Below are 12142 nucleotides of genomic sequence, written 5' to 3'. Positions count from 1 at the left end.
GTTCTCAATCCCCCGTTAAACTTGAAGGATTTAGATCGTAAAGTCACCCAGCTTTTTTGCAACTGCTACATTCTTCAGTCGTACGTAGTCCGGTAGGCCATCCTTATAAGGGGGGTAATCCTCTCCCTGGATAAGGGGCACCAGATATTCCCTGCATTTGTCAGTGATGCCAAAGCCATCCTCGCTGATGAAATCCTCGGGCATCATTTTCTCGACGTTGGCAACTTCGGAGAGTTGCGCCATGCCCACCTTCCACTCATAGGGCTGGTTGGAAACACGCTCTATGGTAGGCATTACGGCGTTATGTCCATTGACGGCGAATTCCACCGCTGCCTTGCCCATCGCGTAAGCCTGCTCTACATCGGTCTTCGAGGCGATATGACGTGCGGCACGTTGCAGATAATCCGCTACCGCCCAATGGTATTTAAGGCCGAGCTCCTCCCTGACAATATTTGCCACAACAGGGGCAACACCGCCCAGTTGAGCGTGACCGAAAGCGTCACGTATGCCCTGGTCGGAAAGGAATTTGCCGTCTTCCCCTTTTACACCCTCGGATACCACTACCGAGCAGTAGCCGAATTTTTTGACATTGCTATCCACCTTGGCGATAAATTTCGCTTTATCGAAGGGAATCTCGGGAAAGAGAATGACAACCGGGATTTCACGGTCGACGCTGGATGCCAGGCCGCCCGCCGCTGCGATCCATCCGGCATGGCGCCCCATCACTTCCAGCACGAATACCTTCGTCGATGTCTTTGACATGCTGGCGACATCAAAGCTGGCCTCGAGCGTGGATACGGCGATATATTTTGCCACCGAGCCGTAGCCGGGGCAGCAGTCTGTAATGGGAAGGTCGTTATCCACCGTTTTCGGTACATGAATGGCCTGGATGGGATAGCCCAGCGTATCCGCGAGTTGCGAAACCTTGAGGCAGGTGTCGGCGGAATCACCGCCGCCATTATAAAAAAAGTAGCCGATGTCATGCGCCTTGAATACCTCGATTAATCGTTCGTACTCACGCCGGTTTTGTTCGAGGCTTTTCAATTTGTAACGGCAAGAGCCGAATGCTCCCGAGGGAGTATGGCGCAGGGCGCTGATTGCCGAGGCGGAATCCTTGCTAGTATCGATCAGATCTTCAGTCAGGGCACCGATGATGCCGTTACGGCCCGCATAAACCGTGCCTATCTTCCCTTGTTGCTGGCGGGCGGCTTCGATAAGGCCAGCGGCCGAGGCGTTGATGACAGCGGTGACACCGCCGGATTGAGCATAAAAAGCATTTTTTGCAACCATGATTTTCCCCTGATTATTCTAAAATTTTTTCTGCTGCGCATTGCGCCGATGCGTTTGCTGCCTTGGCAGCCTGTCTGACTTGAAGGAAATCGGCTGCAAGAGCGCCTGGGCGGTTCATATTTCGCTGATTTTTCGACCAATAGAATATTGATCTTCAAATCCGCCCTCACCCAGTCACTTTTTTTCGCTGCGATTCTTCAAGTCCGACAGACTATTAGTGCTACCGTCCTGGCCGCGCAACGATGCATCAGGCTGCAGCTTGTTAAGGCTGCTGCTGTGTTGTTGTTCACGGATTAAAACGGCGGTGATATCATAAAGCTCAAGTCCGCCAAGAGTCTTGATCGAGGTTTATTTCAGTGAAGCAAAAATGGCGTCGCGGATATTTTCCACCGATCCTACCCCCGCTATCTTGACGTACTTGGGGGCACCCCTTCCGCCGCTGACTGACCATTTGGCATAGTATTCCACCAATGGCTCGGTCTGGGCATGATAGGTTTCCAGCCGCTTTCTCACGGTTCCCTCTTTATCGTCGTCGCGCTGTATCAGTGGTTCGCCGGTTACATCGTCTCTCTCATCCCTGGCGGGTGGATTGAATATCACGTGATAAATACGGCCCGAGGCGGGATGCATGCGCCGGCCCGACAAGCGCCTGATGATCTCTTCGTCAGGCACGTAAATTTCGATCACAAAATTGATGGGTACGCCGGCGGCCTTCATTGCATCCGCCTGGGGAATGGTGCGGGGAAAACCGTCGAAGAGGAAACCTTTTACGCAATCGGGCTGTGCGATGCGTGCTTTGACCAGGCCGATAATAATGTCATCGGAAACCAGCCCACCCTCATCCATGATTTTCTTGGCCATGATACCGAGTTCGGTACCCGCCCTGACTGCCGCGCGGAGCATGTCGCCCGTGGATATCTGGGGAATGCCGAAATGTTCCTTGATGTAATTGGCCTGCGTCCCTTTTCCCGCGCCGGGGCCGCCTAATAGAACAATTATGATTATTTCCCCTTATCTCTTTCCATGATCTCCACCTTATAAGGTGGAGCTAGAGGTATTTCTTCATTATTTCCGGTAAGTATAGCGCAGCCGAGCATGAGGCTCGAACTTTTTGCTTCAATTTTATGAATCGAGAAGCTTCAATATATTCTTCCTGCTTCATCGGGCGTGCCGCCGGCAAAATCTGGAATCCACTCACAGGATCGGCAAGCTATCCAGCTTCAGCAACTGCTCTTTCAGCTTCATCAGCGTTGCACAAAAATTGCCAAGCCTGTTTTTTTCCTGCTCCACCACCTTGGCGGGGGCACGCTCGATGAAGCTGTTATTGGCCAGTTTGCTCTCTGCCTTGGCGACTTCCGCTTCGATGCGGCCAATTTCCCGAGCCAGCCGTTCGCGCTCCGCCACTATATCCACTTCGATTTTAAGCATCAATCGAAATTCGCCCACGATTGCAACCGGCGCATCGGCGTGGGGCAAGTCGCCGTGCACGATTTCGACGCTTGAGAGTTTAGCCAGCGCCATCAGGTAAGGAACAAATTCAGTGAGCGTTTGCTCATCTCCTGCAGCCAGCAGGGGAACCCTCGATGCTGGAGACAGATTCATTTCGCCGCGCAAAGTCCGGCAGGCGTTGATCATTTCCTTGAGCGCGGCTATCCGGCCGATTGCATCTTCGCTGATCTTCCCGGGATCGGCTTTCGGATAGGGCTGCAGCATGATGCTCGCGCCTTGCTTGCCGGCCAGCGGCGCGATGTTCTGCCACAACTCTTCGGTAATAAAGGGAATAATGGGATGCGCCAGCCGTAATGTTGTCTCCAACACGCGCGCCAGCGTGCGGCGGGTGGCGCGCTGTGCAGCTGCGCTGCCGTCATTCAACTGTACTTTGGCAAACTCCAGATACCAGTCGCAATACTCATCCCAGACCAATTCATAGATTTCCCGTGCCGCCATGTCGAAGCGGTAATCGCGATAAGCCTGAGTGACCGCGATTTCCGCCAATTGCAAACGGCTGATGATCCACTTGTCGGCATCGGAATATGCCAATGCCGGCACTTCATCGAGCCCTGAAGTCAAACCAGCCGTTAAACCCGTATCTTTTCCCTCGCAATTCATTAAAACGTAGCGACTGGCGTTCCACAACTTGTTACAAAAATTCCGGTAGCCCTCGCAGCGCTGCATATCGAATTTTATATCACGGCCATGAGACGCGAGACTGGCAAACGTAAAACGCAGCGCATCGGTACCGAACGCGGGAATGCCTGCAGGGAAATGCTTGCGCGTGATTTTTTCGATGGATTCCGCCTGTGCGGGGTTCATGAGACCCGTGGTGCGCTTGGAGATCAGATCCGGTAGCGCGATACCGTCGATGAGATCCAGCGGGTCCAGCACGTTGCCCTTGGACTTGCTCATCTTATGACCTTCCGCATCGCGTATCAGCCCGGTTATATACACCTCCCGGAACGGCACTTTGCCGGTGAAATACAGCGACATCATCACCATGCGCGCCACCCAGAAAAAAATGATGTCGAAACCCGTGATCAGAACCGACGTCGGCAGAAAAGTCTGGAGTTCGGGTGTTTCTGCAGGCCAGCCCAGGGTGGAGAATGGCCATAGCGCCGATGAAAACCAGGTATCGAGCACATCCTCGTCCTGGATGAGCTTGCGTTCGCCAGCCAACCGTTGCGCTTCCTCCAGGCTGTGCGCGACAAAGATGTTGTTATCCTCGTCATACCAGGCCGGAATTCGGTGTCCCCACCACAATTGACGCGAAATACACCAGTCCTGGATGTTTTCGAGCCATTGGTTGTATACATGACTCCAGTTTTCCGGAATAAAACCGATCTCACCGCTTGCTACCACTTTCAGCCCGGCTTTGGCCAGATTATCCATCGCCACATACCATTGGTCGGTGAGCATTGGCTCGATGACCGCGTGGGTTCGGTCTCCGCGGGGCACCATCAGTTTGTGCGGCTTGGTCTCGATCAGAAGACCTTGTTCTTCCAGATCGGAAATGATTTTTTTGCGAGCATCCGAACGGTCCATGCCCTGATACTGCGCAGGCGCCAATTCATTGATTTTCCCATCCAGCGTGAGGATACCGAGCGGAACGAGCTTGTGCCGCTTCCCAACCTGGTAGTCATTGAAATCATGCGCGGGGGTAATTTTCAAGCAGCCGGTACCAAATTCCGGATCGACATACGTGTCGGCGATTATGGGAATACTTCGCTCACATAATGGAAGGCGCACGTGGCGACCTATCAGGTGGCGATAGCGGGGATCGTCCGGATGTACGGCGACCGCCATATCGCCCAGCATGGTTTCGGGACGTGTCGTGGCGACAATCACTTTTGCCGGCTCTGCGTCGTCCAGATCTATTTCTCCGTCCTTCTCGAGCGGATAGAGAATATGCCAGAGAGATCCTTCCTCCTCTACGGATATCACTTCCAGATCGGAAACCGCAGTCTGCAGCACTGGATCCCAATTTACCAGACGTTTGCCCCGATAGATGAGGCCATCGCGATAAAGCCGGACGAAAGCTTCAGTAACGGCGTGGGATAATCCTGTGTCCATGGTGAAGCGTTCGCGCGACCAGTCGCAGGAGGCGCCCAGCCGCCGCATCTGGCGACTGATGGTGGAGCCGGATTCCGTTTTCCATTGCCATACGCGCTCGATGAATTCTTCCCGCCCCAGGTCGCGGCGATCGATCTTCTGCTGGTCCAGTTGGCGTTCCACCACAATTTGCGTTGCAATCCCGGCGTGATCCGTGCCCGGCTGCCATAGCGTGTTTTCCCCGCACATGCGGTGATAACGCGAAAGCGCATCCATCAAGGTATGCTGGAAAGCGTGGCCCATGTGCAGTGTGCCGGTTACGTTGGGCGGGGGCAGCATAATACAGTAGGCGGGAACCGCCCCTGTTCCGGCAGGTGTTCCATCGGACATGGATTTGAAATAGCCGGCGGACTCCCATTGCGAATACCAGCGGTTTTCGATGGTACGGGGATTGAAGCTTTTTTCGAGTTCCATGGATATTGATGGGTGGGAAACCGGGAATTATAACGGAAGGTGCGGACGCAAACAGCGACGGTTATCGTCAGGTGATGTTTATCCTGAAGCGGTGGCTGGCCGGAATGAGGCTAAGCGGATGCGCGGCTGAGGGTCGGAAGCCGGAAGCCGGAAACCGCTCAAAGTCTGAATAAACGGGATTCCAGCGACTGAACCAATATTTTTCTCGCATCGGCATGCAGGTCAGCCTTCGCATCCCCGAGTGCGGCATCCAGAATTTGCTCCAGCAGCGATGTAATATCAGGTTGAGGCGACAGCGTTTCAGGCGCCAGATATACCATTTCAGTGAGTGTTGGTATCTCGTCTACCGCTATCAACGGTCTCTGCTCTGATGCGGTTCCGTGAGCAGCACTATGAAAAGCCTCGGCTTTGCCATCCGCTCCAACCGAGACTGAAGCCGATGGGTTGCCCTGGTGCTTGCGCAGCAACGCTTCGAGCTTGCTCAGAATTTCGTTGTAATCAGCTTCTGGCGTCGTTTCATCGCTGCTGTCTGTCATGGAAGTGCCGGAATTCGTGAATAGGTGGGAGGGTGGGGGAGAGGAATATCCGGGAGAGGGACGGATGCAGGATATATTCGCAACTCTACCTGGTTTAACTATACCGCTCCAAGCTTATGATGGCGAATTTCATATCCCCGATCCTGGTAGAAGCGATAGCGTTTTCGCGCCGCTTGCGTATCTTCCGGCGCGATGCCGGCGATTTCGATCAAACGCCGGAAGCGGCTGAAGAACGAAGGATTTTCAGCATCCAGATTGAGCAGGACATCATCGTGTGGAAGATTCGCGGCGTAGCCGAGTATTACCGGTGTGACATCGGCCAACTTGTCGTCAGCACGGCAGTGAGGAATAAAATCGATTGAAGAAAAAGTCCATAGAAGTTTATCCAGCCGCTCCATCATTGTTGTATCGGTCGTATAAATCATTACCTTGAAGCCTTTCTGCAACGCTTTGGCGACGAGACGGCAAGCGGTATGAAGTTTATCCTCGCTGCCGGAGTAGAAGTCGATCTCGGTCATGCCAGTCTATTTCGATTTATGTTCGACAGGCCCTTTTTTCGCCGCTCGCCCGATCAGGAATTGTGTCAGCAGGGGCACAGGTCGGCCTGTGGCTCCTTTTTCCTTGCCGGATTTCCAGGCAGTACCCGCTATGTCCAGGTGAGCCCATCGATATTTCTTCGTGAAACGCGACAGAAAGCAGGCCGCGGTAATGGTTCCGGCGGCACGGCCACCAATGTTGGCGATGTCGGCAAAATTACTTTTCAATTGCTCCTGGTACTCATCCCATAAGGGCAGTCGCCAAGCGGGATCCGCCGCTTTCCCGGAAGCGTGCAGCAATTCCTCCGCCAGTTCTTCATCCGCGCTGAGCAATCCCGACGCAACATGGCCGAGCGCGATGACACAAGCACCGGTAAGGGTGGCAATATCTATTACGGTCTCGGGCTCATAGCGCTCGGCATAAGTCAGCGCATCGCACAGGATCAGTCGTCCTTCAGCATCAGTGTTGAGAATTTCCACGGTTTGCCCGGACATGCTGGTAACGACGTCGGCGGGCTTGGTGGCATTGCCGCCCGGCATATTTTCGGTGGTGGGGATGATGCCGATCACATTGACGGGAAGCCGCATTTTCGCCACCGCCGTAATGGTACCGAGCACGCTGGCCGCGCCGCACATGTCGTACTTCATTTCATCCATTTCCGCTGCGGGCTTCAAGGAAATGCCGCCGGTATCAAAAGTGACGCCCTTGCCCACCAGTACGACCGGTTTTTCCTTCTTCGTCCGTCCCCAGTATTCCAGCGCGATCAGCTTGGCGGGTTGATGGCTGCCACGGGCAACGGCCAGCAATGCGCCCATGCCGAGCTTCTCCATGTCCTTCTGCTCCAGGACGGTAACCTTGAGTTTATAAGCCTTAGCCACGTCGATGGCCTGCTCCGCCAGGTAGGTCGGGGTACAGATGTTGGGTGCAAGATTGCCTAAATCTTTGGCCAGGTTCATGCCATCGGCAATGGCAAGGCCCTGCTGCAGGGCTTCCTCGCTGGCGGCAAGTTCTATGCGGTTGCCCTCGTTCATGGTGCAAAGCGTGACTTTACGAAGGTGCGGTTTGGTTTCTTCAACCTGGCTCTTGAGCCGATCGAAGCGATACCTGCTTTCCATCGCGATAATGGCGGTTTGTGTAACTTTCCATGCGGTTTCACGATTTTTGACCGGCACCTCATTCAAAAACAGGGTGGCGTCGGTAGCGCCTGTGCCGTGCAGCGCCTTGAATGCGCCGCGCACCACATCGCAGTATGCTTTATCGCTGAGCGCTTGTTCCTTGCCGAGTCCCACCAGTAGTATTCGCTCGCACAAGGTGTTGGGCACGTTGTGCAGAACCAATGCAGAACCTGCCTTGCCCTCCATATCGCCGCTGCGCAATAGGCCGCTGATATATCCATCGGCGATCTTGTCCATTGCTTCCGCCGCCGCGGTCAATTTGCGTGGCTCGAATACGCCTACCACCACACACGCGCTGCGCTGCTTCTCTGGGTTTCCGCTTTTTATATTAAATTTCACCACTTGCTCCTCGATCAGGGGTCTTGTCGACAGATTACTCAGGCCGGATAATGGTTGATTATCGCCGGACTATCCGCATAAAGTCAAAGCGGACAGTATACTGTTTTCAAAAGCCTCTCTGACTGAATTCTCCGCCCCAGGCGGCACGGTAAGTACGATGAATAAGCGATGATGAAGCCTAAGGTTGCCCATAAAGAAAAATCAGCAGATGACTATCAGGCAAAGCTCGCTGCCCCATTTGCCGTACTCGGTCTTCGTATCGAGGAAGACTGGCTGACCGATATAGCGTACCTGCCCGCCGATACGCCTTTACTTGCACCGCGCACCGCTTTGGCCAAGGAAGTCTGCGAGCAGTTGCAGGCGTATCTGGCTGATCCGGGCTTTATATTCGATCTATCGATGCACATTGGCGGCACGGTTCACCAGCGCAGGGTATGGCGTGCCATTCAGGATATCTCCAGCGGGACTACACGTAGTTATGGCGATATTGCTGCACAACTGCATTCAGCCCCGCGTGCGGTGGGGCAGGCATGCGGAGCCAACCGCCTTCCGATAATTATTCCCTGTCACCGCGTTATCGCTAAGAACGGCGGACTGGGCGGGTTTATGAATGCGAGCGACGGCGTTCCGCTTACTATCAAACGCTGGCTGTTGCACCATGAAGGGGCCTGAGCTTGACTCACTCTTGCTAGACGAATTCTCGGATGCCTTGTGGCTGGAAGACGGCTTATCGCGTAATACGCTGGAAAGCTACCGCAGCGACCTGCAACAATTCAGCCAATGGCTGGCTGAACAGAGCGAGCGAAAACAGAATGATAGCTTGCTGGTAGCGGCGACTCATCCGGATCTGTTGGAGTTTCTTGCCTGTAAGGTTTCCGCCAGGGTGAAGGCGAGCACTACCAGCCGCGAACTGTCGAGTTTAAAGCGGTTCTACCGTTTCCTGTTGCGCCAGGGAAGAATTCAGGTTGATCCAAGTCTCAATATCGATACACCCAAGCTGCCCCGTAATTTGCCCGCGAGCCTCACCGAGGCGGATGTGGAAGCCTTGCTTGATGCGCCCGATGTCAAGGTCCCATTGGGATTGCGTGATCGCACCATGCTTGAAGTGCTATACGCGAGCGGACTCCGCGTATCTGAACTGATCAGTCTGGAAAGCCCGCAAATCAGCCTGAACATGGGTATCGTACGAGTAATCGGCAAGGGCGGAAAAGAGCGGTTGACGCCCTTGGGCGAAGACGCGCTGGAGTGGGTGGCCCGTTACACTAGAGAGACCAGACCGGGGTTGCTGAAGGGGAAATCGAGCAACGCACTGTTCATTACCACCCGTGGCTCGGCCATGACACGCCAGGCTTTCTGGTATCTGATCAAACGTTATGCGCGCCAGGCCGGCATCGCCAAGCCGTTGTCGCCACACACGTTGCGACATGCTTTTGCTACGCATCTGCTCAATCACGGTGCTGATTTACGCGTTGTGCAATTGCTGCTGGGCCATGCGGATATTTCCACCACGCAAATCTATACTCACGTGGCGCGCGAACGGTTGAAGCGCATTCATGCCCTGCATCATCCACGAGGGTGATTGATAGCTTCTTTCACCCATCATGATCCTGATGAAGAGATACAAATAGAATAGCCGCACTTCTCCAGGTAAAAAAAATTCGTTTTCATCCATCCTCTGCTAGAGTTAGTTTAAGCGAGCTGATGATATGAAGAAATAATCGCCGCTCTGCATAACTTTACCGACAAATAAGGAGAAAATCATGCGTAATCAATTATCAATTATTTCCATCGCGATGGTCTTGACGATGGCTGGTTGTGCCAGCACGCCTGAAACACAGAACAGAACTCGAGACACGGCAATAGGCGCGGGGATCGGTGCAGGTACAGGCGCAATAATTGGCGCTCTTGCAGGTAAAGGGACAGGTGCGGCGATTGGTGCCGCTGCGGGCGCCGGCCTTGGGGCCATTGCCGGGAATGTGTGGTCCAGAAGAATGGAACAGCAAAAAAAAGAAATGGAACAAGCTACCTCAGGTACGGGTGTACAAGTCGTCAAGACATCGGATAACCGCCTGAAGCTGGATATCCCCAGCGATATTTCATTTGATACCGGTCGCGCGGAGATCAAAAATGATTTCAAACCGGTGCTGGATAGTTTTGCGACGAGCCTGAGCAATAACACTGCTTCCCAGGTAACGATCATTGGACATACCGACAACTCGGGTAGCGATGCAATCAATAATCCCTTGTCTATAAACCGTGCGGCCAGTACGCGGGATTATCTGGTGAGCCGGGGCGTTTCCTCGAATCGCATCAGTATCGATGGTCGTGGTTCCCGCGAGCCTCTCGTCGCCAACGATACGCCCGCAAACAGAGCTAAAAACCGTCGTGTTGAAATTTTTGTGGCCGAGCCGCAAGCCGCTTCAGAGTAAGACCGTCGGCGACGCAATAAACGACGGGTGGTTAAAATGGGGCTGGTTGCATCGTCTCGTGCTCATTGGAGCGAATTGAATGCACCAGCCCGCCATGGGTTGTCATCGACTGTGCACGTCGTCATGGACCGGTAGGCAAATCCCTGACGGGTATGCGCCAGATAAACACAACCAGGATGATGCCCAGCACAGCCAGCATCACCTGATGCCAGACAGACGGCATCATCAGGATGGAACTGCCGAATGATATCGCCAGCAGGAAGTAAACCCAGCGCTTGACCCGCCGTGGAATGCTGCGGTGTTCGATCCATTCGCGGATGATCGGACCTGCAATGCGATTGGCCAGGAGTCTGTCATGGAAGTGTTTCGAACTGCGCGCGAAGCAGGCCGCAGCCAGCAGTATAAAGGGAGTGGTAGGCAATATTGGCAGCACTATGCCTGCCACGGCAAGTATCAGCGCAGCGAACCCCGCTGCCAGATAGAGATATCGTATGACAGGCGAATCGTGCAGCCGTATTGAAGGCGGCTCTTGCTGCTCCTGACATACCTCATCATTCAGACGCTCTTGCATATGCTTGGGCTTATGGAAATATCGACGAGTTCAAAAATTTAACCGCTCTTTTATCAAGCGTGGGCGGTTAGCCGGTATAATAAAGCGTTGAGGGCGTGCAAAATACTAATTCAATCTTGGGGCAATCATGTCTAAGGTAAACACACTGATCAATTTGAGCATACTACTACTGGGCATGGTTTTATTGCCCCAGGCCGCATTTTCTGAAACCAGGCAGGGAGTGTCCAACGTGACCGAACTTATAAAAGAAGATACCAAGATAGGCACCGGCGAAGAGGCAGTGGTCGGTAAGGCGGTTGAAGTGCATTATACCGGCTGGCTTTACGATCCCAGTGCGGCGGATAAAAAAGGAACAAAATTTGATAGCTCGCGTGATCGCGGCGCGCCTTTTTCGTTTCTGCTGGGTGCGGGCCGCGTAATCAAAGGCTGGGATCGAGGTGTGGCCGGCATGAAGGTGGGGGGGCAACGGACTTTGATCATTCCCGCCGATATGGCGTATGGCGCGCGAGGGGCGGGGCAAGGGGTCATTCCACCGAACGCAGCACTGATTTTCGAGGTTGAGCTGTTAGGTTTGCGCCAAGGATCTACACACTGATTCTCTTGGCGATTAGATATTGCCATCTTCTCGAAATAACTAATTCAGATGATTGAATCCGGCTATTTCATTATCGTGAGTGTCCGCGGTTGCCAAGCAAAAAACCCTGAAATGCACATTGACTTATCAGCTTAAAGCATTCACAATTGGCAGTTTCGTTTGGAGGGGTTCCCGAGCGGTTAAAGGGATCAGACTGTAAATCTGACGGCTCTGCCTTCGAAGGTTCGAATCCTTCCCCCTCCACCAAATCAGGTGGTGTATACAGAGGTATGGCAGGGCTGCAAGGCGCTGGTAACGTCTGCAATCCTGATGAGCCCGGTTTTAGATAGCGGGCGACGCATGGTGGTGCGCGACGCCTTTTCTCTGATAAGTTGATTGGGCGCTTCAATCCAGATCGATGGCTAGATGCGGGTGTAGCTCAATGGTAGAGCAGAAGCCTTCCAAGCTTACGACGAGGGTTCGATTCCCTTCACCCGCTCCAGGTTCGGAGCCAGAGAAAAACCGAAAAGTGTTGGCAAATTGTTGCAGGATACTGAAGGTAAGTGACAGGTTTTAGGCAAGAAGACGCTTGCCCATGTAGCTCAGTGGCAGAGCACTCCCTTGGTAAGGGAGAGGTCGCCAGTTCAATCCTGGCCATGGGCTCCATAGGA

Annotated in this window: 11 protein-coding genes and 3 tRNA genes; 7 read left to right on the top strand and 7 right to left on the bottom strand. The window is 53.7% G+C overall.

Features of this window, described 5'->3' with window-relative positions; translation table 11 throughout:
* Positions 1 to 30: 30 nt before the first annotated feature.
* The 6 genes from BLP78_RS04615 to BLP78_RS04590 all read right to left on the bottom strand — a co-directional run bounded on the left by BLP78_RS04615 (position 31) and on the right by BLP78_RS04590 (position 7897).
* Positions 31 to 1290 (bottom strand): 6-phosphofructokinase, encoded by a 1260-nt coding sequence (locus tag BLP78_RS04615; protein ID WP_090456982.1) that lies wholly within the window; start codon positions 1288 to 1290, stop codon positions 31 to 33.
* Positions 1291 to 1638: 348 nt separating this feature from the next.
* Positions 1639 to 2292 (bottom strand): adenylate kinase, encoded by a 654-nt coding sequence (adk, locus tag BLP78_RS04610; protein ID WP_090456980.1) that lies wholly within the window; start codon positions 2290 to 2292, stop codon positions 1639 to 1641.
* A 192-nt stretch (positions 2293 to 2484) separates the two neighbouring features.
* Positions 2485 to 5310, bottom strand: coding sequence for a valine--tRNA ligase (locus tag BLP78_RS04605; protein WP_090456978.1), 2826 nt, complete (start codon positions 5308 to 5310; stop codon positions 2485 to 2487).
* Positions 5311 to 5468: 158 nt separating this feature from the next.
* Entirely contained in the window at positions 5469 to 5846 is a 378-nt protein-coding gene (locus tag BLP78_RS04600) for a hypothetical protein (protein ID WP_090456975.1), read from the bottom strand.
* A 98-nt stretch (positions 5847 to 5944) separates the two neighbouring features.
* A complete protein-coding gene (locus tag BLP78_RS04595) occupies positions 5945 to 6364 on the bottom strand; it encodes a DNA polymerase III subunit chi (RefSeq protein ID WP_090456973.1) in 420 nt (139 codons plus the stop codon).
* Between the two features lie 6 nt (positions 6365 to 6370).
* Complete coding sequence (locus BLP78_RS04590) at positions 6371 to 7897, bottom strand: leucyl aminopeptidase (RefSeq protein ID WP_090456970.1); 1527 nt, start codon at positions 7895 to 7897, stop codon at positions 6371 to 6373.
* Between the two features lie 168 nt (positions 7898 to 8065).
* Between BLP78_RS04590 and BLP78_RS04585 the strand changes: the two genes are divergently transcribed.
* From BLP78_RS04585 to BLP78_RS04575, 3 genes are all read left to right on the top strand, one after another.
* A complete protein-coding gene (locus tag BLP78_RS04585; RefSeq protein WP_090456968.1) occupies positions 8066 to 8569 on the top strand; it encodes a methylated-DNA--[protein]-cysteine S-methyltransferase in 504 nt (167 codons plus the stop codon).
* Positions 8556 to 9476: a site-specific tyrosine recombinase XerD gene (gene xerD / locus BLP78_RS04580; protein WP_090456966.1), complete on the top strand. Its 921-nt coding sequence runs from the start codon at positions 8556 to 8558 to the stop codon at positions 9474 to 9476. Before BLP78_RS04585 ends, xerD begins: the two co-directional genes overlap by 14 nt.
* A gap of 181 nt (positions 9477 to 9657) precedes the next feature.
* Complete coding sequence (locus tag BLP78_RS04575) at positions 9658 to 10326, top strand: YiaD family glycine zipper/OmpA-like lipoprotein (RefSeq protein ID WP_090456964.1); 669 nt, start codon at positions 9658 to 9660, stop codon at positions 10324 to 10326.
* A gap of 121 nt (positions 10327 to 10447) precedes the next feature.
* On the opposite strand, the gene BLP78_RS04570 is transcribed toward BLP78_RS04575, so the two are convergent.
* Entirely contained in the window at positions 10448 to 10897 is a 450-nt protein-coding gene (locus BLP78_RS04570) for a YbaN family protein (RefSeq protein ID WP_090456961.1), read from the bottom strand.
* Positions 10898 to 11024: 127 nt separating this feature from the next.
* Here BLP78_RS04570 and BLP78_RS04565 point away from each other — a divergent pair, with 127 nt between their 5' ends.
* The 4 genes from BLP78_RS04565 to BLP78_RS04550 all read left to right on the top strand — a co-directional run bounded on the left by BLP78_RS04565 (position 11025) and on the right by BLP78_RS04550 (position 12137).
* Positions 11025 to 11492: an FKBP-type peptidyl-prolyl cis-trans isomerase gene (locus tag BLP78_RS04565; RefSeq protein ID WP_090456959.1), complete on the top strand. Its 468-nt coding sequence runs from the start codon at positions 11025 to 11027 to the stop codon at positions 11490 to 11492.
* A gap of 161 nt (positions 11493 to 11653) precedes the next feature.
* Positions 11654 to 11738: transfer RNA gene (locus tag BLP78_RS04560), tRNA-Tyr, on the top strand.
* Between the two features lie 161 nt (positions 11739 to 11899).
* Positions 11900 to 11973: transfer RNA gene (locus tag BLP78_RS04555), tRNA-Gly, on the top strand.
* Between the two features lie 89 nt (positions 11974 to 12062).
* Positions 12063 to 12137: transfer RNA gene (locus BLP78_RS04550), tRNA-Thr, on the top strand.
* Positions 12138 to 12142 lie beyond the last annotated feature (5 nt).

Source organism: Nitrosospira sp. Nsp1, from assembly GCF_900100985.1.
GTDB lineage: Bacteria > Pseudomonadota > Gammaproteobacteria > Burkholderiales > Nitrosomonadaceae > Nitrosospira.
The sequence above is the reverse complement of the archived record's forward strand: the minus strand, read 5'-3'. Positions and strand labels throughout refer to the sequence as shown.

Excerpts from the sequence above, each read along its gene's own strand:
- BLP78_RS04605 (WP_090456978.1), bottom strand. The coding sequence starts at position 5,310 with ATGGAACTCGAAAAAAGCTTCAATCCCCGTACCATCGAAAACCGCTGG.
- BLP78_RS04615 (WP_090456982.1), bottom strand. The coding sequence starts at position 1,290 with ATGGTTGCAAAAAATGCTTTTTATGCTCAATCCGGCGGTGTCACCGCT.
- BLP78_RS04570 (WP_090456961.1), bottom strand. The coding sequence starts at position 10,897 with ATGCAAGAGCGTCTGAATGATGAGGTATGTCAGGAGCAGCAAGAGCCG.
- BLP78_RS04575 (WP_090456964.1), top strand. The coding sequence starts at position 9,658 with ATGCGTAATCAATTATCAATTATTTCCATCGCGATGGTCTTGACGATG.
- BLP78_RS04595 (WP_090456973.1), bottom strand. The coding sequence starts at position 6,364 with ATGACCGAGATCGACTTCTACTCCGGCAGCGAGGATAAACTTCATACC.
- BLP78_RS04600 (WP_090456975.1), bottom strand. The coding sequence starts at position 5,846 with ATGACAGACAGCAGCGATGAAACGACGCCAGAAGCTGATTACAACGAA.
- BLP78_RS04565 (WP_090456959.1), top strand. The coding sequence starts at position 11,025 with ATGTCTAAGGTAAACACACTGATCAATTTGAGCATACTACTACTGGGC.
- xerD (WP_090456966.1), top strand. The coding sequence starts at position 8,556 with ATGAAGGGGCCTGAGCTTGACTCACTCTTGCTAGACGAATTCTCGGAT.
- BLP78_RS04585 (WP_090456968.1), top strand. The coding sequence starts at position 8,066 with ATGATGAAGCCTAAGGTTGCCCATAAAGAAAAATCAGCAGATGACTAT.